Source organism: Stenotrophomonas sp. PS02300 (genome assembly GCF_029959395.1).
Classification (GTDB): domain Bacteria; phylum Pseudomonadota; class Gammaproteobacteria; order Xanthomonadales; family Xanthomonadaceae; genus Stenotrophomonas; species Stenotrophomonas maltophilia_AD.
Window position 1 is genome coordinate 1 of record NZ_JASCOP010000034.1, and the last position, 18,121, is coordinate 18,121.

General features: G+C 67.1%; 17 protein-coding genes. 11 read left to right on the top strand and 6 right to left on the bottom strand.

The genetic code is table 11. The features are described from left to right. Window positions 1–460: 460 nt before the first annotated feature. The 3 genes from QMX79_RS08675 to cysS are packed head-to-tail and all read right to left on the bottom strand — an operon-like array spanning window position 461 to window position 3,527. On the bottom strand, window positions 461–1,690 hold the full coding sequence (locus QMX79_RS08675) for an MFS transporter (RefSeq protein WP_282246381.1): 1,230 nt from the start codon (window positions 1,688–1,690) through the stop codon (window positions 461–463). Further along, window positions 1,687–2,130 (bottom strand): SufE family protein, encoded by a 444-nt coding sequence (locus QMX79_RS08680; RefSeq protein ID WP_282246382.1) that lies wholly within the window; start codon window positions 2,128–2,130, stop codon window positions 1,687–1,689. The genes QMX79_RS08675 and QMX79_RS08680 overlap by 4 nt, the downstream gene beginning before the upstream one ends. 26 nt (window positions 2,131–2,156) lie before the next feature. Next, window positions 2,157–3,527 carry a cysteine--tRNA ligase gene (gene cysS, locus QMX79_RS08685; RefSeq protein WP_282246383.1) on the bottom strand — a complete coding sequence of 457 codons (1,371 nt, stop codon included), beginning with the start codon at window positions 3,525–3,527 and terminating at the stop codon, window positions 2,157–2,159. Window positions 3,528–3,735: 208 nt separating this feature from the next. Here cysS and QMX79_RS08690 point away from each other — a divergent pair, with 208 nt between their 5' ends. The 11 genes from QMX79_RS08690 (at window position 3,736) to QMX79_RS08740 (ending at window position 14,923) form a co-directional block, all read left to right on the top strand. After that, window positions 3,736–4,296: a hypothetical protein gene (locus QMX79_RS08690; RefSeq protein ID WP_184126593.1), complete on the top strand. Its 561-nt coding sequence runs from the start codon at window positions 3,736–3,738 to the stop codon at window positions 4,294–4,296. A gap of 317 nt (window positions 4,297–4,613) precedes the next feature. Further along, window positions 4,614–5,624: an N-acetylornithine carbamoyltransferase gene (locus QMX79_RS08695; protein ID WP_068853217.1), complete on the top strand. Its 1,011-nt coding sequence runs from the start codon at window positions 4,614–4,616 to the stop codon at window positions 5,622–5,624. Between the two features lie 50 nt (window positions 5,625–5,674). After that, complete coding sequence (locus QMX79_RS08700; RefSeq protein ID WP_282246384.1) at window positions 5,675–6,868, top strand: argininosuccinate synthase; 1,194 nt, start codon at window positions 5,675–5,677, stop codon at window positions 6,866–6,868. A gap of 9 nt (window positions 6,869–6,877) precedes the next feature. After that, a complete protein-coding gene (locus tag QMX79_RS08705; RefSeq protein WP_282246385.1) occupies window positions 6,878–7,966 on the top strand; it encodes an acetylornithine deacetylase in 1,089 nt (362 codons plus the stop codon). Window positions 7,967–8,039: 73 nt separating this feature from the next. After that, window positions 8,040–9,368: an acetylglutamate kinase gene (locus QMX79_RS08710; RefSeq protein WP_282246386.1), complete on the top strand. Its 1,329-nt coding sequence runs from the start codon at window positions 8,040–8,042 to the stop codon at window positions 9,366–9,368. 5 nt (window positions 9,369–9,373) lie between these two features. Beyond that, window positions 9,374–9,973, top strand: a complete 600-nt coding sequence (locus QMX79_RS08715; protein WP_282246387.1) for a GNAT family protein — start codon at window positions 9,374–9,376, stop codon at window positions 9,971–9,973. Continuing rightward, a complete protein-coding gene (argC, locus tag QMX79_RS08720) occupies window positions 9,970–10,929 on the top strand; it encodes an N-acetyl-gamma-glutamyl-phosphate reductase (protein WP_282246388.1) in 960 nt (319 codons plus the stop codon). Before QMX79_RS08715 ends, argC begins: the two co-directional genes overlap by 4 nt. Before the next feature lie 12 nt (window positions 10,930–10,941). Further along, on the top strand, window positions 10,942–12,240 hold the full coding sequence (gene argH, locus QMX79_RS08725) for an argininosuccinate lyase (RefSeq protein WP_282246389.1): 1,299 nt from the start codon (window positions 10,942–10,944) through the stop codon (window positions 12,238–12,240). Then, window positions 12,237–12,497: a YciI family protein gene (locus tag QMX79_RS08730; RefSeq protein WP_282246390.1), complete on the top strand. Its 261-nt coding sequence runs from the start codon at window positions 12,237–12,239 to the stop codon at window positions 12,495–12,497. The genes argH and QMX79_RS08730 overlap by 4 nt, the downstream gene beginning before the upstream one ends. Before the next feature lie 13 nt (window positions 12,498–12,510). After that, entirely contained in the window at window positions 12,511–13,662 is a 1,152-nt protein-coding gene (gene proB, locus QMX79_RS08735) for a glutamate 5-kinase (protein ID WP_282246391.1), read from the top strand. A gap of 16 nt (window positions 13,663–13,678) precedes the next feature. Then, window positions 13,679–14,923, top strand: coding sequence for a glutamate-5-semialdehyde dehydrogenase (locus QMX79_RS08740; protein ID WP_282246392.1), 1,245 nt, complete (start codon window positions 13,679–13,681; stop codon window positions 14,921–14,923). Window positions 14,924–15,005: 82 nt separating this feature from the next. Here QMX79_RS08740 and QMX79_RS08745 read toward each other — a convergent pair whose 3' ends face one another. From QMX79_RS08745 to pgaC, 3 genes are all read right to left on the bottom strand, one after another. Next, the gene (locus QMX79_RS08745) at window positions 15,006–16,289 is read right to left on the bottom strand and encodes an OmpA family protein (protein WP_282246393.1); all 1,284 of its coding nucleotides are present in this window, start codon (window positions 16,287–16,289) and stop codon (window positions 15,006–15,008) included. A gap of 107 nt (window positions 16,290–16,396) precedes the next feature. After that, entirely contained in the window at window positions 16,397–16,876 is a 480-nt protein-coding gene (gene pgaD / locus QMX79_RS08750; RefSeq protein WP_282246394.1) for a poly-beta-1,6-N-acetyl-D-glucosamine biosynthesis protein PgaD, read from the bottom strand. Next, on the bottom strand, window positions 16,873–18,120 hold the full coding sequence (pgaC, locus tag QMX79_RS08755; protein ID WP_282246395.1) for a poly-beta-1,6-N-acetyl-D-glucosamine synthase: 1,248 nt from the start codon (window positions 18,118–18,120) through the stop codon (window positions 16,873–16,875). The genes pgaD and pgaC overlap by 4 nt, the downstream gene beginning before the upstream one ends. Between the last annotated feature and the right edge of the window lies 1 nt (window position 18,121).

The following is an 18,121-nucleotide window of genomic DNA, read 5'->3' on the forward strand; positions in this document are numbered from 1 at the left end:
GGGTAGCCCCCTGCGGGACACGCCGTAAACCCATCCGTGGGGGCTTGGCAAAAACATCCATGTTTTTGACAGTCCCGCAGGCGGCTACCCGCCGGCCTCCCCGACGGTGGGTCGTAGGCGGACGGAAAAAGCAGCCACGCAGGGCGTGGCTCTACGCGGTATCCATCCACGTTGAAATGATCGAAACGGCGTTTGATCTTCCGTGGCCACCGATCCACCGTCGGAGGGTCGGCGGGGGCGGGGGTACGGGGGCTGTACGAAACATGGATGTTTCGTAAGAGCCCCCAAGGGTGAAGACGCACTGCTTGCGAGGCACTGCCTCGCGTGCGACTGAACGCACAACCGCTGGCGGTTGGGCCGGGGCCCGGAGGGCGGTTCACGGCGCCCCCCGTACCCCCGCACCCGCCGGCCCTCTACACGTAGATCGGCAGACCAAGGCTGTTGCTGTTGCCGTTAGCCGTCATTGCAGATCGCGCAGATTCAACCGGCGCAGGGTGGGATTCTTCCAGGCGGTGATGCCGGCAACGCTCAACACGGCGAACCCGCCCAGCACCACCGCAGGGACCAGGCCCAGCAGCTTGGCCATCGTGCCCGCGTAGAACGCGCCCAGCTCGTTGGACGAACTGATGAAGATGCCGTTGATCGACGATACCCGCCCGCGCATTTCTTCCGGCGTGGCCAGCTGCAGGATGGTCGAACGGATCACCACCGACACCCCGTCGAAGGCCCCGTAGAACAGCAGGATCACCGCCGACAGCCAGAAGCTGTGCGACAGCCCGAAGCCGATCACGCACAACCCGAACCCGGCCACCGCGAACAGCAGTACCCGGCCCGCATTGCGCTGCAGCGGCCGGCGCGCCAGCCACAGCCCCACGCACACCGAGCCCAATGCCGGTGCCGCGCGCAGGATGCCCAGGCCTTCCGGCCCGTGGTGCAGGATCTCGTGCAGGAACGCCGGCAGCATGGCCACCACCCCGCCCAGCAGCACCGAGAACATGTCCAGCGCCATCGCGCCCACCATGATCCGGTTGCCCAGCACGAAGCGGCCGCCCTCGGCGATGCTCTTGAAGATCGGCGCCGCCGGCCCGGTGTGCACCGGCTCGGACACCCTCAGCATGGCCAGGCAGCCCAGCGCGCCCAGCGCCGCCGCCACCGCCACCCCGTAGGACAGGCTCTTGCCGCCCCAGGCCACCAGCCCGCCACCCAGTGCCGGGCCCACCACCATGCCCGCTTGGAACACCACCGAACCCAGCCCCGCGCCCCGCGCGAACTGGTGGCGTTCCAACACCCGCGCGAACAGCGCGTTGTAGATCGGCGACAGGAATGCCCGGACCATGCCCGTCATCGCCACCGCCGCATAGATCGGCCACACCCCGTGGAACGGCAGCCAGCCCTCGGCCACCGCCGTCAGCACCACCGCCGTCAGCACCAGCCCGCTGCACGCCACCATGCCCAGCCGGCGGCGCGGCAGGTGGTCCACCAGGTAGCCCGCGAACGGCGCCACGCAGAAGAACGGCAGCACCTCCGCCAGCCCGACCAGGCCCAGCGAGAACGGGTTACGGGTGACCTCGTAAATGTGCCAGCCCACCGTGACCGCCACGATCTGGTAGGACAGCATCGCCAGGATGCGGTACGCCAGCAGCAGCGAAAAACCCGGCCGCGCGAGCAGGCCCAGCGCGCTCTCCGTCACGACGCCGACTGCGCCTGCGCGGTCTCGCGGATGAAGGCCAGCATCGCCGCCACCCCGTTGCTGCGGGTCGGCGACAGGTGCCGCGACAGCCCGATGTCCTGGATGTAGGTCGGCTCGGTGGCCAGGATCTCGGCCGCCGAACGCCCCGAATACACCCGCAGCGCCAGGTAGATCAGGCCCGAGACGATCGCCGAATCACTGATCGCGTGGAAGCGCAGCGTATCGGCGTTGCCCTCCGGCACGATCCACACCATCGACTGGCAGCCCAGCAGGCGGTGCTCCTCGGTCTTCCACGCGTCCGGGAACACCGGCAGCTTGCGGCCCAGGTCGATCAGGTACTGGTAACGCTCGGACCAGTCGCCGAAGAACGCGAATTCCTCGGCGATGGCGGCCTGCGCATCGGCAGCAGTGGGTTCAATCGGGAACGGGGAATCGATCACAGCACTCTCTATCAATTTCAATGGGTTCAACGCTTGCGCGACCAGCGCACGCCCTGCGCGGTGTCTTCCAGCACGATGCCCTCGGCGGCCAGCTGGTCGCGCAGCGCATCGGAACGGGCGAAATCGCGGGCCTGCTTGGCCGCCGCGCGCTCGTCGATCAGCGCCTGGATCCGCGCCTCATCATCGGCGTCGCCGCCGCTGGTGCCGAACCACGCGGCCGGCTCCTGCTGCAGCAACCCCAGCGCCAGGCCGGCGCCCAGCAGGGCCGACTTCCAGCCGGCCTTGTCGGCCGGTTCGGCGCGGCGCGCTTCCGCACCCAGCCGGGCCAGCTCGGCCAGCGCCTGCGGGGTGTTCAGGTCATCGTCCAGCGCCGCCTCGATCTCGGCCGGGATGGCCGGGGTCGCGGCCACGTCGGCCAGGTCGCGCAGGGTGCCGTACAGGCGGTCCAGGGTGCGCACCGACTGCTCGATCAGCGCATCGGACCAGTCCAGCGGCTGCCGGTAGTGGGCCGAGAGCAGGGCCAGCCGCAGCGCCTCCGGGGCGTGCTGGCGGACCAGGTCGTGGACCCGCTCGATGTTGCCGATCGACTTGCTCATCTTGGCGCCGCCGAAGTTGAGCATGCCGTTGTGCAGCCAGAACCGGGCGAAGGTCTGCCCGCCGTGGGCGCACTCGCTCTGCGCGATCTCGTTTTCGTGGTGCGGGAACTGCAGGTCCACGCCACCGGCGTGGATGTCGATGGTCGGGCCCAGGTGCGCGGCGGCCATCGCCGAGCACTCGATATGCCAGCCCGGGCGGCCCCGGCCCCACGGCGATTCCCAGCCGGGCAGGTCGTCGCTGGAGGGCTTCCACAGCACGAAGTCGCCCGGGTCGCGCTTGTACGGGGCCACGTCCACCCGGGCCCCGGCCAGCATCTCGTCCGGGTCGCGGCGGGAGAGCTTGCCGTAGTCGGCGTAGGAGGGCACCGAGAACAGCACGTGGCCTTCGGCCGCGTAGGCGTGGCCGGCGGTGATCAGCTGCTCGATCATCGTGATGATGTGCGGGATGTGCGCGGTGGCTTCCGGCTCGATGTCCGGCGGCACCACGCCCAGCGCGGCCATGTCTTCACGGTAGGCGGCGGCGAAGCGGTCGGTGATGGCCGAGATCGGCACCCCCTGCTCGCGCGCGGCCGTATTGATCTTGTCGTCCACGTCGGTGATGTTGCGGGCGTAGCGCAGCCCACCGAAGCGGCGCCGCAGCAGGTCGGCCAGCACCCCGAACACCACCGGGCCACGGGCATTGCCGATATGGACGTAGTTGTAGACCGTGGGGCCGCACACATACAGGGTCGGACAGGTCGGATCGAGCGGGGTGAACGGTTCGAGCTGGCGTGTCAGGTTGTTGTGCAGGCGCAGGGTCATGGGGGCGTAGGGCCGGGCGGAGTAGGGGCAAGCCCTCGATTTTAGATCACATCGGCTCCCAGCGCCGGCCCCGGGACCCACCCGGTTGCCCCCGGATTTCGCAAACGACACGGTCCGGTATGGGCAGATGCGTCGCGGAAGGGTAATGTTCAGCCCCTTGTGCCGCGCACTGCCTAAACTATCCGCCTTGTCCTCTTTCCTGTTGCCAATGAAATCCGCTTCGTTGCTGACGCTGACCTGCCTGCTGGGGAGCGCCGCCTTCATGGCGTGTGCCCAGGACGCCGAGGTCCGTAACCGGGTGGTGATCGTGGAGAACGTGAAGTTCGACTACGCGCAGGTGCTCAACGTGGAACCGGTGTTCCAGACCCTGCGGGCCACCCGCACCGAAGAACACTGCGAACCGGTCTCCACCCGCACCCTGGCCCCGGTCAACGTCACCGGCGAAGAGCCGCAGGAAGAGAAGGGCCGGTTCGGCCGCTTCATGGATTCGGTACGCTCCATCTTCAAGCGTGAAGACGGCAGCACCGAGGACATGGCCCCCGTCGTGGAGGCCCCGGCCGCCAACAACGGCCCGCTGCTGACCCGCGATTGCCGCATCATCCCGGTCGGGCGCGAGTTCCGCCGGCCCATCGCCTATGACGTGGACTACGTCTACAAGGGCACCAAGTACCGCTCCCGCCTGCCCGAAGACCCGGGCAACCGGCTCAAGATCCGCGTCTCCATCACTCCGTGGGTGGGCGCCGAACAGGGTAGCGCCGCAAATCCCTGAGATTGGTGTAGCCACTAACAGTGGCTACCTACCCGCCTGAATCGAGATTCAGGCTTGCGCCTTTCCCCCCTCACATGCAAAGATGGGCGGCCATGAAACTCACCGACTTCCAGCACGACACCAGCGCCGCCCGTATGGCTACGGGCATGACGTCGCGTGCCCGCCGACCGGAACCCCACATTTTCGCTGGGTAACCGGAGCTTCGTGCTGTCTGTTCGGAAAACCCAGCCCCCGCGCTGGGTTTTTTCGTTTCTACGATTTGAAAAGTTGCATTTGTACCCTTTCTTCCATTGAAACCCGCCTCAAAGGATCGATCGATGTCCCTGAAGCACTTCCTGAACACCCAGGACTGGAGCCGTACCGAGCTGGATGCCCTGTTGACCCAGGCCGCGCTGTTCAAGCGCAACAAGCTGGGCGACGAGCTCAAGGGCAAGTCGATTGCCCTGGTGTTCTTCAACCCGTCCATGCGCACCCGCACCAGCTTCGAGCTGGGCGCCTTCCAGCTGGGTGGGCACGCGATCGTGCTGCAGCCGGGCAAGGATGCATGGCCGATCGAGTTCAACCTCGGCACCGTGATGGATGGCGACACCGAAGAGCACATCGCCGAAGTGGCCAAGGTGCTGGGGCGCTACGTCGACCTGATCGGCGTGCGCGCCTTCCCGAAGTTCATCGACTGGGCGCAGGATCGTGAGGACATCGTGCTCAAGGCGTTCGCCAAGTACTCGCCGGTGCCGGTGATCAACATGGAAACCATCACCCACCCGTGCCAGGAACTGGCCCACGTGATGGCGCTGCAGGAACATTTCGGCACCCAGGACCTGCGCGGCAAGAAGTACGTGCTGACCTGGACCTACCACCCCAAGCCGCTCAACACCGCCGTGGCCAACTCGGCCCTGACCATCGCCACCCGCATGGGCATGGACGTGACCCTGCTGTGCCCGACCGCCGATTACATCCTCGATGACCGCTACATGGGCTGGGCCGAGCAGAACGTGGCCGAGAACGGCGGTTCGCTGAAGATCAGCCACGACATCGCCAGCGCCTACAGCGGTGCCGACGTGGTGTACGCCAAGAGCTGGGGCGCGCTGCCGTTCTTCGGCAACTGGGAACCGGAAAAGCCCATCCGCGACCAGTACAAGCACTTCATCGTCGACGAAGCCAAGATGGCGCTGACCAACAACGGCGTGTTCAGCCACTGCCTGCCGCTGCGCCGCAACGTCAAGGCCACCGACGGCGTGATGGATTCGGCGCAGTGCATCGCCATCAACGAAGCCGAAAACCGCCTGCACGTGCAGAAGGCCATCATGTCGGCGTTGGCCGGCCGGTAATCGCGCGTATCACCCCATTTTTCATATCACCCACTTCGGACCCGACCCCCATGAGCAAGAAAGACATCGTCCTGGCCTTCTCCGGCGGACTCGACACCAGCTTCTGCGTGCCCTACCTGCAGGAGCGCGGCTACAACGTGCACACCGTGTTCGCCGACACCGGCGGCGTGGATGACGAAGAGCGTGATTTCATCGAAAAGCGCGCCGCCGAACTGGGCGTCACCAGCCACGTCACCGTCGACGGTGGCCCGGCCATCTGGAGTGGTTTCGTCAAGCCGTTCGTGTGGGCCGGCGAAGGCTACCAGGGCCAGTACCCGCTGCTGGTGTCCGACCGTTACCTGATCGTCGATGCCGCGCTCAAGCGCGCCGCCGAACTGGGCACCAACATCATTGCCCACGGCTGCACCGGCATGGGCAACGACCAGGTCCGCTTCGACCTGGCCGTGAAGGCACTGGGCGATTACCAGATCGTCGCGCCGATCCGTGAAATCCAGAAGGAACACACCCAGACCCGCGCCTACGAGCAGAAGTACCTGGAAGAGCGCGGCTTCGGCGTGCGCGCCAAGCAGCAGGCCTACACCATCAACGAGAACCTGCTCGGCCTGACCATGTCCGGCGGCGAGATCGACCGTTGGGAAGCCCCGGGCGAAGGCGCCCGCGGCTGGTGCGCACCGCGCAGCGAATGGCCGGACGCCGCGCTGAACGTGACCCTGAAGTTCGTCGAAGGCGAAGCGGTTGAACTCAACGGCAAGGCGCTGCCGGGCGAGCAGATCCTGGCCCAGCTCAACAAGCTGTTCGCGCCGTACGGCGTGGGCCGTGGCGTGTACACCGGCGACACCGTGATCGGCCTGAAGGGCCGCATCGTGTTCGAAGCCCCGGGCCTGGTCTCGCTGCTGGCCGCGCACCGCGCGCTGGAAGATGCGGTGCTGACCAAGCAGCAGAACCGCTTCAAGCCGGACGTGGCGCGCAAGTGGGTGGAGCTGGTGTACGAAGGCTTCTACCACGACCCGCTCAAGACCGACATCGAAGCGTTCCTGAAGTCCTCGCAGGCCAAGGTCAACGGCGAAGTGGTGCTGGAAACCCGTGGCGGCCGCGTGGATGCGGTGGCGGTGAAGTCGCCGCACCTGCTCAACACCAAGGGCGCGACCTATGCGCAGTCGGCCGATTGGGGCGTGGAAGAGGCTGAGGGCTTCATCAAGCTCTTCGGCATGAGCTCCACTTTGTACGCGCAAGTCAATCGCTGAGGGCCGGGCATGTTGGAACAGACGCTCAACCACCTGCAGGCGCTGGTGTCCTTTGACACCCGCAACCCGCCGCGTGCGATCACCACCGGTGGCATCTTCGATTACCTGCGCGCGAACCTGCCCGGGTTCAACGTGGAGGTGATCGACCATGGCGATGGCGCGGTCAGCCTGTATGCGGTGCGTGGTACGCCGCGCTATCTGTTCAACGTGCACCTGGACACCGTGCCCGATTCCCCGCACTGGAGCGCCGACCCGCATGCGATGCGGCGCACCGATGACCGGGTGATCGGGCTCGGCGTGTGCGACATCAAGGGTGCGGCCGCTGCGCTGGTGGCTGCGGCCAACGCCAGCAACGGCGATGCCGCGTTCCTGTTCTCCAGCGATGAAGAGGCGAACGATCCGCGCTGCATCGCCGCGTTCCTGGCCCGTGGCATTCCCTATGAAGCGGTGCTGGTGGCCGAACCGACCATGAGCGAAGCGGTGCTGGCGCACCGTGGCATCAGTTCGGTGCTGATGCACTTCGCCGGCCGGGCAGGGCATGCCTCGGGCAAGCAGGATGCGGCCGCCAGCGCACTGCACCAGGCCATGCGCTGGGGCAACCGCGCGCTGGACCATGTGGAGTCGCTGGCGCATGCCCGTTTCGGTGGGCTGACCGGGCTGCGCATCAACATCGGGCGCGTGGAAGGCGGCATCAAGGCCAACATGATCGCCCCGGCCGCCGAGCTGCGCTTCGGTTTCCGCCCGCTGCCGTCGATGGATATCGACGCGTTGCTGGCGACCTTTGCCGGCTTCGCCGAACCGGACGCGGCGTTGTTCACCGAAACCTTCCGGGGCCCCAGCCTGCCGGCCGGCGACATCGCCGAAGCGGAAAACCGCCGCCTGGCCGCGCGTGACGTGGCCGATGCGCTGGACCTGCCGATCGGCAACGCCGTGGACTTCTGGACCGAAGCCTCGCTGTTCTCCGCCGGTGGCTACACCACCCTGGTGTACGGCCCGGGCGACATCGCCCAGGCCCACACCGCCGACGAGTTCGTGACGCTGGAGCAGCTGCAGCGTTACACCGATGCCGTGCACCGCATCATCAGCGCCGGCGCCTGACCGAATGACGCCGTCGTGGCCCACCACTGACGGATCTCCCACCGCGGCTTCGGCCGCCCGTGACGATACTGAAATGCCTTCTTCCCTCCAGCCCCACCGCCAGACCCGCCAGACCATCGTGCGCCTGCTTTCCAGCATGGCCAGCGCGAAGGAGATCAGCCAGTACCTCAAGCGCTTTTCGCAGGTGGATGCCAAGCGCTTCGCCGTGGTCAAGGTCGGCGGCGCCGTGCTGCGCGATGACCTCGACGCGCTGACCTCCTCGCTGTCGTTCCTGCAGGAAGTCGGGCTCACCCCGATCGTGCTGCATGGTGCCGGCCCGCAGCTGGACGCGGAACTGTCGGCGGCCGGCATCGTCAAGCAGACCGTCAACGGCCTGCGCGTGACCTCGCCCGAAGGCCTGGCCATCGTGCGCCGGGTGTTCCAGGCGTCCAACCTGCAGCTGGTGGAAGCGCTGCAACAGAACGGTGCACGCGCCACCTCCATCACCGGGGGCGTGTTCGAAGCCGAATACCTGGACCAGGACACCTACGGCCTGGTCGGCGAAGTGAAGAAGGTCAACCTGGCCCCGATCGAAGCCAGCCTGCGCGCCGGTTCCATTCCGGTGATCACCAGCCTGGGCGAAACCCGCTGCGGCCAGATCCTCAACGTCAACGCCGATTTCGCCGCCAACGAACTGGTGCAGGAACTGCAGCCGTACAAGATCATCTTCCTCACCGGCACTGGCGGCCTGCTGGACGAGGAGGGCACGGTGATCGACTCGATCAACCTGTCCACCGAATACGACCAGCTCATGCAGCAGCCGTGGATTCACGGCGGCATGCGGGTCAAGATCGAACAGATCAAGGACCTGCTGGACCGGCTGCCGCTGGAGTCGTCGGTGTCGATCACCCGTCCGGCCGACCTGGCCAAGGAATTGTTCACCCACAAGGGCTCGGGCACGCTGGTGCGCAAGGGCGAAAAGGTGCTGCGCGCCACCGCCTGGAGCGAACTGGACCTGCCGCGCCTGAAGGGCCTGATCGAATCCAGCTTCGGCCGCACCCTGGTGCCGGACTACTTCGACAAGACCCGCCTGCTGCGCGCCTACGTCAGCGAGAACTACCGCGCCGCGGTGATCCTCACCGACGAAGCCGAAGGCGTGTACCTGGACAAGTTCGCCGTGCTCGATGACGCGCAGGGCGAAGGCCTGGGCCGTGCGGTGTGGAACGTCATGCTGGACGAAACCCCGCAGCTGTTCTGGCGCTCGCGCCACGGCAACCCGATCAATCATTTCTACTACGCCGAATCCGATGGCTGCTACAAGCAGGACCACTGGAAGGTGTTCTGGTTCGGTGCCGATGGCTTCGACCGCATCCGCACCTACGTGGACCATTGCGCCATGCGCACCCCGAGCCTGGAGGGCTGACCCCGATGAATCATGCCGACTGGACCAAGGTCCCCACGCTGGACGGCCGGCATGCACGGCTGGAACCGCTGCAGATGGCGCATATCGACGGCCTGCGCGGTGCGCTGGGCGACGGCGCGCTGTCCGACCTGTGGTACGCGCACGTGCCCAGCGCCAAGACCATGACCGCCTATGTGCAGGCCGCGCTGCAGGACCAGGCCGCCGGCAAGGTGCTGCCGTTCGCGGTGCTGGATGCCGACGGCAACGTGGTCGGCAGCACCCGCTACTACGCGCTGGAAGAAGACGTGCCGCGCCTGAGCATCGGCTACACCTGGTACGGCCCGCATGCGCAGCGCACCGGGGTGAACACCGAAGCCAAGCTGATGCTGCTCACCCACGCCTTCGAGCGTTTGAAGTGCATCAGCGTGGCGTTTGAAACCAGCGCGCACAACGCCGCCTCGCGCGCGGCCATCGCCCGCCTGGGGGCCACCCAGGAAGGCGTGCTGCGCAACCACAAGCGCCACCCCGATGGCAGCCCGCGCGACACGGTTGTCTTCTCCATCATCGATTCGGAATGGCAGGACGTGAAGCGCAGCCTGCAGGACCGCCTGGACGCACACGCATGAGCACCTCCAAGACAACCTTCACCGTTGGCATCGTCGGCGCCCGCGGGCATACCGGGGCCGAGCTGGTCAAGCTGATCGCCGCGCACCCGCAGCTGGCGCTGGGCTTCGTGTCCTCGCGCGAGCTGGCCGGGCAGCGCGTGGCCGATACCTATCCGGAGATCGCCGGCGAGCTGGCCTTCGAAACCCTCGATGCCGACGCCGTGGCCGCCAAGGGCGTGGACGCAGTAATCCTGGCGCTGCCCAACAACCTGTCGGCCCCTTTCGTGACCGCGCTGGATGCCGCGCGCCCGGACACGGTGATCGTGGATCTCTCCGCCGACCACCGCTTCGAAGGCAGCTGGTACTACGGCCTGCCCGAACTGACCCGGGGCGATTACACCGGCCAGAAGCACATCAGCAACCCCGGCTGCTACGCCACCGCCATGCAGCTGGCGATCAGCCCGCTGCTGGACCAGCTGGCCGGCCCGCCGCAGTGCTTCGGCGTGTCTGGTTACTCCGGTGCCGGCACCTCGCCGTCGGACAAGAACAACCCCGAACTGCTGCGCGACAACCTGATGCCGTACGCGCTTACCAACCACGTGCACGAGCGCGAGGTCACCGCGCACCTGCGCGTGCCGGTGGAGTTCATGCCGCACGTGGCCCCGCATTTCCGTGGCATCACCATGACCGTGAACCTGTGGCTGCAGCAGCCGCTGGCCCGCGAGCAGATCGTGGACGCCTACCGCCGCTTCTACGCCGATGAACCGCTGATCGAGATCCTCGACGAAGCGCCGTGGGTGAGCCGCATCGCCGGCCGCCATGGCGTGCAGATCGGCGGCTTCGACGTGGCCCCGGGCGGCAAGCGCGTGGTGGTCGTGGCGACCCTGGACAACCTGCTCAAGGGCGCGGCCACCCAGGCCATGCAGAACCTCAACCTGGCCCTGGGCCTGGATGAACTGACCTCGATTCCGCATTGATTGGAGCAACACATGGCAGACCTTCTCTGGCAGAAGCCCGGCGTAGCGGTGGATGCGAAAATCCAGACCTTCCTCGCCGGCGATGACGTCATCCTCGACCGCGAGTTCTTCCTGTACGACGTGCAGGCCAGCAAGGCGCACGCGCAGGGCCTGGAGAACATCGGCATCCTCACCGCCACCGAGCGCAGCGACCTGCAGCGCGAGCTGGATGTGCTGGCCGAGGATTTCCGCAGCGGCGCGTTCGTGCTCGATGAACGCTTCGAAGACTGCCACTCGGCGATCGAAGCGCGCCTCACCGAACGCCTGGGCGATGCCGGCCGCAAGATCCACACCGGTCGCAGCCGCAACGACCAGATCCTGGTGGCCACCCGGCTGTGGCTGAAGGACAAGCTGCTGCAGGTTTCAGCGCTCAGCCGCGAAGTGGCCAAGGTCGCCCTGGATCGCGCGGAAGCCGAAAAGGACCTGCCGGTGCCGGGCTACACCCACATCCAGCGCGCCGTGGTGTCCTCGGCGGGCATGTGGTGGGCCGGCTGGGCCGAAGCGTTCATCGACAATGCCGTGCGCGCGCACGACACCTTCGCGCTGGTCGATGCCAACCCGCTGGGCACTGCGGCCGGTTACGGCGTGAACCTGCCGCTGGACCGCGCCCACACCACCCAGGCGCTGGGCTTCGCGCGCATGCAGATCTCGCCGATCTACGCGCAGCTTTCGCGCGGCAAGTTCGAACTGGCCGCACTGGAAGCGCTCGGTGGCGCCACCCTGGACCTGCGCCGCCTGGCGTGGGACCTGTCGCTGTTCACCAGCGGTGAGTACGGCTTCGTCGCGCTGCCGGCGCAGTACACCACCGGCAGCTCGATCATGCCCAACAAGCGCAACCCGGACGTGATCGAACTGATGCGCGCCACCCACGCCAGCGTGGCCGCGGCGCGCACCGAGATCGAGCAGCTGCTGTCGCTGCCGTCCGGCTACCACCGCGACCTGCAGGGCAGCAAGGGCGCCATCTTCCACGGCTTCGGCCGTGGCCTGGCCGCGCTGGAACTGCTGCCGGCGCTGCTGGCCAACCTGGAATGGCGCGAAGACAAGCTGCGCGTTGCCATCGACTCGGGCATGTACGCCACCGACGTCGCGGTGGAAGCGGCCGTGGCCGGCGTGCCGTTCCGCGAGGCCTACAAGGCCGCTGCGGCGGCATCGGACACGGCCGGGCAGGGGCGTACCCCCGAAGGCAGCCTGGCCGCGCGCGTGTCGCCCGGCGCCGCCGCCGACCTGCGCCTGGACGAACTACGTGCGCGCTGGGCGGCGCTGCTGCCATGAAGACCTGCTACCTCGTACTGGTCACCCGCACCCCGGAGTTCCGCGATGAGGTCGGTGCCGAACACGTCCGCTTCCTGGACGCGCTCCGCGCCCGCGACCAGCTGCTGATCACCGGCGGTTTCACCGACAAGACCGGTGGCGCGTATGTGCTGCACAACGTCGCTGACCGCGCCGCCGCGCAGGCCATCGTCGATGCCGATCCGTTGATGACCCAGGGCAGCGCCACCGCCACCGTCCACGAATGGTCCACCCGCTGAGGCGAGCCCCACGATGAGCCCCACCCGCGTGCAGTCCCCGTTCCCCGAACAGCCTGTACCGGGCTGGAAGCGCGCCGTGCTCAAGGTCGGCAGCAGCCTGCTGGCGGCAGACGGCGGCGGACTCTCGCCACGGCACGCGCTGGGCCTGGCCCAGTTCGTGTCCGCGCATGTGCTGGCCGGGCGCGAAGTGGTGATCGTGTCGTCCGGCGCGGTCGCGGCCGGGCGTGCCATCGTGCCGCGCGCGATCGAGGCCGGCGCGGCCATGGCCGCGCGCCAGGCGCTGGCCGCGCTCGGCCAGGCCCAGCTGATCGGGCTCTGGCAGCGCTTCTTCGAACGCCCGGTGGCGCAGGTACTGCTCACCCACGACGACCTGCGCAACCGCCGCCGCTACCTCAATGCCCGCGCCACGCTCAACGAGCTGCTGCGGCTGGGCGCGCTGCCGGTGGTGAACGAGAACGACACCGTATCGGTGGATGAGCTCAAGCTCGGCGACAACGACAACCTGGCTGCCACCGTGGCCGCGTTGATCGACGCCGATATCCTGTTCATCGCCACCGACATCGACGGCCTGTACAGCGCCGACCCGCGCCGCGACCCGCAGGCGCGACCGATCCACGACGTGCCCGAGCTCACCCTCGAGGTGCTGGCCATGGCCGGCGGCGCCGGCAGTGGCGCCGGTACCGGCGGCATGCATACCAAGCTGGAAGCGGCGGCCAAGGCCGGCCGCGTCGGCATCGATACCTGCCTGTTCAACGGCCGCGATGGCGATGTGGTGCGCGCGCTGGCGCAGGGCCGCTTGTTCGGCACCCGCATCCATGCCGGGCAGACCCGTGAAGCCGCGCGCAAATACTGGCTGCGGCACGCGCCGCTGGAAGCCGGCGCGATCGTGGTCGACGAAGGTGCGGCCGCGGCGCTGCGCGACAAGGGCGCGTCGCTGCTGCCGGGCGGAGTGACCGCTGCCGAAGGTGATTTCCGCCGCGGCGACATGGTGCAGGTGCGCTTGCGCACCGCCAGCGGTGAAGTGACGTTGGCGCGCGGCGTGAGCCAGTATTCGGCGAGCGACATCCGCCGTGTGGCCGGGCGGCATTCGCGCGACATTGAAAGCGTGTTGGGCTACAACTACGGTGGCAATGTGATCCACCGGGATGATCTGGTACTGGTGTGAGGAGACGAGAAAACCCATGAACATCCGCGAACAGGCCCAGCAATGCCGCGACGCCGCGCAGGTATTGGCGCAGCTTTCGTCCGAAGCCAAGGCGGCACTGCTCAACGGCATGGCCGATGCACTCGACACCGACGCGGCAACGATCCTGGCCGCCAACGCGCTGGACCTCACCGCCGCCGAAGCCAAGGGCACCGGCAGCGCCATGCTCGACCGCCTCGCGCTCAACCCTGCGCGCCTTGCCGGCATCAGCGCCGCCCTGCGCGAAGTGGCCGCGCTGCCGGACCCGGTCGGCAGCATCACCCGCGACGACATCCGCCCCAACGGCATCCGCGTGCAGAAAGTGCGCGTGCCGCTCGGCGTGATCGCGATGATCTACGAAGCGCGCCCCAACGTGACCGCCGATGCGGCCGCGCTGTGCATCAAGGCCGGCAACGGCGTGATCCTGCGCGGCGGCTCTGAAGCCATCCATTCCAATACCGCCATCGCCACCTCGCTCAAGCGTGCCCTGCGCGACGCCGGGGTTCCCGATGCCGCGCTCACGCTGGTGGAAGACCTGCGCCGCGAGACCATGCTCACCCTGCTGCAGCTCAACGACCTGGTCGACCTGGCCATCCCGCGCGGTGGGGAAGGGCTGATCCGCTTCGTGGCCGAACATGCGCGCGTGCCGGTGATCAAGCACTACAAGGGCGTGTGCCACCTGTACGTGGACCGTGCCGCCGACCTGGCCAAGGCGTTGACCTTGCTGGTGGACGGCAAGTGCAGCCGTCCGTCGGCCTGCAATTCGCTGGAAACCCTGCTGGTCCACGCGGACGTGGCGGCCGACTTCCTGCCGCAGGCGGAGAGTGCGTTGCGCGCGCGCGGTGTGGAGCTTCGCGCCGATGCGCGTGCACGCGAGTGGCTGGCGGAATCGGTACCGGCCACCGATGACGACTTCGCCGCCGAATACCTCGACCTGATCATCGCCGTCCGCGTGGTCGATGACCTCGAGCAGGCACTCGCCCACATCCAGCAGTACAGCTCGGACCACACCGAAGTCATTGCCACCGAAGATCCGGCTGCGGCCCAGCGCTTCATCCACGCACTGCGTGCTGCCGTGGTGATGGTCAACGCCTCGTCCCGCTTCTCCGACGGCGGCGAGCTCGGCCTGGGTGCCGAGATCGGCATTTCCACCACCCGCCTGCATGCCTACGGCCCCATGGGCCTGGAAGCCCTCACCGTAGAGCGCTTCGTCGTCCAGGGAACCGGCCAGACCCGCGTCTGAGGACGCCCGCGTCGCAAGGTGGCCCACCACCAGGTAGAGCCACGCCCTGCGTGGCTGGACGTGGCCTACCCGGCGCAAGCGCTCACATCGCTGCGTACTGGATCCGTCGGTTTGCCTTGCGCCCTTCCTCGGTGCTGTTGTCGCCCATCGGCTGATTGGAACCGAAGCCACGCGCCACCAGCTTGGCCTGTGGGACACCCCGCTTGACCAGCGCCGACCGCACGGCTTCAGCACGCTGCTCGCTCAACTGCTGGTTGGTCGCCGCGTTGCCCTGGCTGTCGGTATGGCCGCTGATTTCCACCTTGACCTCTGGTTTCGAGCGCTTGATGGCCGTGGCGGCCAGGTCAAGGATGCCCTCGCTGCTGCGGGTCAGCGTGGCCAGCCCGGTGTCGAAATTGACCGTGGTCTTGTTCAGCGCCGCCGTAAGGTCCGCAGCGTTGGCGCCGGGGGCGAGGGCACTGAGGGCCTGGGTGCCTTGATCGAACAAACCCTCGATCTCGACATTGCCCAACCCTGACTGGAACACCCTGCTGATCTGTTCGCGTTTTTCAGGCGCCAGTGCCGAGGTGTCGAGGTTGAGCTTGTCCCCGTTGAACGCGAACTTCAGCCCGTCCGCCTTCATGTCGGGGATGAGCACCTTCAGGCGTTCCAGCCACGGAGCGTCACGGGTGGCCGGGTTGACCTCGAGGTTCGCGTTCACGTTCTGCTTCCCGAAGACACCCTCAAGCGCACCCTCCAGGTTGGTCTTCTGCGCGACCGTTGGCAACGTGCCGTTGACCGTCACCTTGCCGCCGGTGTTCTGGAAGGACAGCGTGGGGTCGGTGGCAACGGTGGCAACGTTGGCCGCTGGTGCGGCAGCGGGCGGTGGCTTGGCCACGTTGCGCGATTGCCAGCCGCACCAGGCCAGGGCCAGCAGCGCGATGAATGGCAACAGCCAGCGCCACAGCCGGAAGGACGGCTTCCCGACCTTGCTGCCGCCGGCCAGGCTGGCAAACGCCGCAGGCAACGAGGTGGGCATGACGCCGCCGGCGGTGACTGCCTTGACGATCGCCGGAACCGCCGTCGCCAGCAGGCCCGGAATCATCTTGGCGCCGATCCCGGACTTCTGCGCGATCTCCTCCACGCTCTGGTTGCCCAGGACGCTGCGCAACTGGTTCGGTTCGATCGACTGCATGGGTGACTCGCGGCCGGAAAGCCACGAGTTGAACACTCGGCCCAATCCCGCAGCCTCGAACTTGTTCCTGAAACCGGCCAGTCCGCCGGGTTGGCTGAAGATGTAGCGGGCTACGACGCCGACGAACTTCTGTGCGTTCTGCCCAAGGCCGGTGGCACGGGCGACTTCACTGACCAGAGTCTCGATAGACATGATGAATCCCCTCACGATTAAGTGCGGGATGTCTCCGAGGCGGGAGCCTACGCCTGGGCCGGGTCAGTGATGTGAAGAGTTCTACACACCGCCCGGCCCAGGGCGGATCACCGGGCGGTGAGGCTCTGCTCGGTCAGGCCTACCGGTCGTGCGTGGTCATCCATGTGCAGGGTCACCGCCTTGCCGTTGGCCAGCTGCGCGGCCAGCGCCGGGCTGGCGCCCAGGTTGTGGGCGATCTCTTCCAGCGTCACGTCCTGGCGCGGGTTGCGGCGGTCCTTGCCGGCAAAGCGCATGCGGTTGTATTCGGCCCAGGCGATCAGCAGCACCGAACAGCACACCAGCATTACCGGCAGCGCGATCACGATGAACGGGTCCACCGACTGCTTGTATTCGTACAGCTGCACGAATGCCAGGCGGCCACCGAGCAGCCAGGAAATGGCGGTGATCAGCGGCGCCCACAGGTAGAAGTAGAACGCCCAGAAGGCGATGGTCACAAACCCCCATGCGGTGCGCTGCAGCCGTGGCTGCTGGCGCGATTTCCGGATGAGGCGCGAATCGTAACGGCGGGTCGGCTTGGCGGCGTTCATCGTATACCCCGGTCAGGACTGACCCAGATCGCCCGCTTGCCACGACGCTTGAGCAGCGTCTTGGGCAGGGCCACCAGGGTCGTGAACAGGCTGATGAGCCAGTACGCCATCGGGTACCAGATCACCCAGAAGTAGTTACGGCCAATATGCGTTTCATAACGACGATCGATGATCAGGCTGCTGGCGAACTGCAGCAGGCACACCAGCGCCAGGATCACGCCATGCCACTGCGGCAGCAGCGAGGCGATGTGCAGGTCCTGCGGCAGCGGGATGAACTTGCCCAGCACCCACAGCACGATGATGGCCAGCATCGTGTAGGCCCACAGCACGCTGAACACGTACTCCAGCAACACCCCCCACATGCGCCGCTTGCGCCAGTCGAACAGCGAACGGCCGTGCCGCAGCAGCACTTCCACGCCACCCTGGGCCCAGCGCAGGCGCTGCCGCCACAGCCCCTTGAGCGTTTCGGGCATCAGGATGAAGCACAGCGCGTTGGGCTCGTAACGGATGTCCCAATGATCGATCTGCAGGCGCCAGCTGATGTCGATGTCTTCGGTGATCATGTCATCGGCCCAGTAGCCGATGCGGTGCAGCGCCGTGCGGCGGAAGCCGGCAATCACCCCGGAAATGGTGAAGATGCGGCCGTATACGCGTTGCGCACGCTTGATCATGCCGATGATCGACGAGAACTCGGCCACCTGCAGCCGGCCCAGCAGGGTGGAGCGGTTGCGGATGCGGGGGTTTCCGGTCACCGCGCCCACGCGCGGGCCGGAGGTGAGGTGCCACACCATCCAGTGGGTGGCGTGCTCTTCCAGCATCGCATCGCCATCGATGCACACCAGGTATTCCGAACGCGCCGCCAGCGCACCCATGCGCAGCGCATTGGCCTTGCCCAGGTTGCGGTCCAGGTGCACCACGCGCAGCCGCGGGTGCAGGGCCGCCATTGCATCCAGCCGGGCCCCGGTATCGTCGCGGCTGCCATCGTTGATGGCGATCACTTCGAAATCCGGGTACTTCTGCGCCAGTGCCGCGCCCAGCGTATCGGCCAGGTTGTCCGCCTCGTTGTGGCACGGAATCAGGATCGACGCGAACGGGTAGTGCTCCATCGGCGGCGGGTCGTCGCGCAGGCGCGATTTGCGTTCGCGGCGGAAGAAGTAATACAGGCCGCCGGACATCCAGAAGAACGCCATCACCATCGGGTAGAAGAAGGCGAACTGGAACAGCAGGTAGAGGAGCGGATGCATG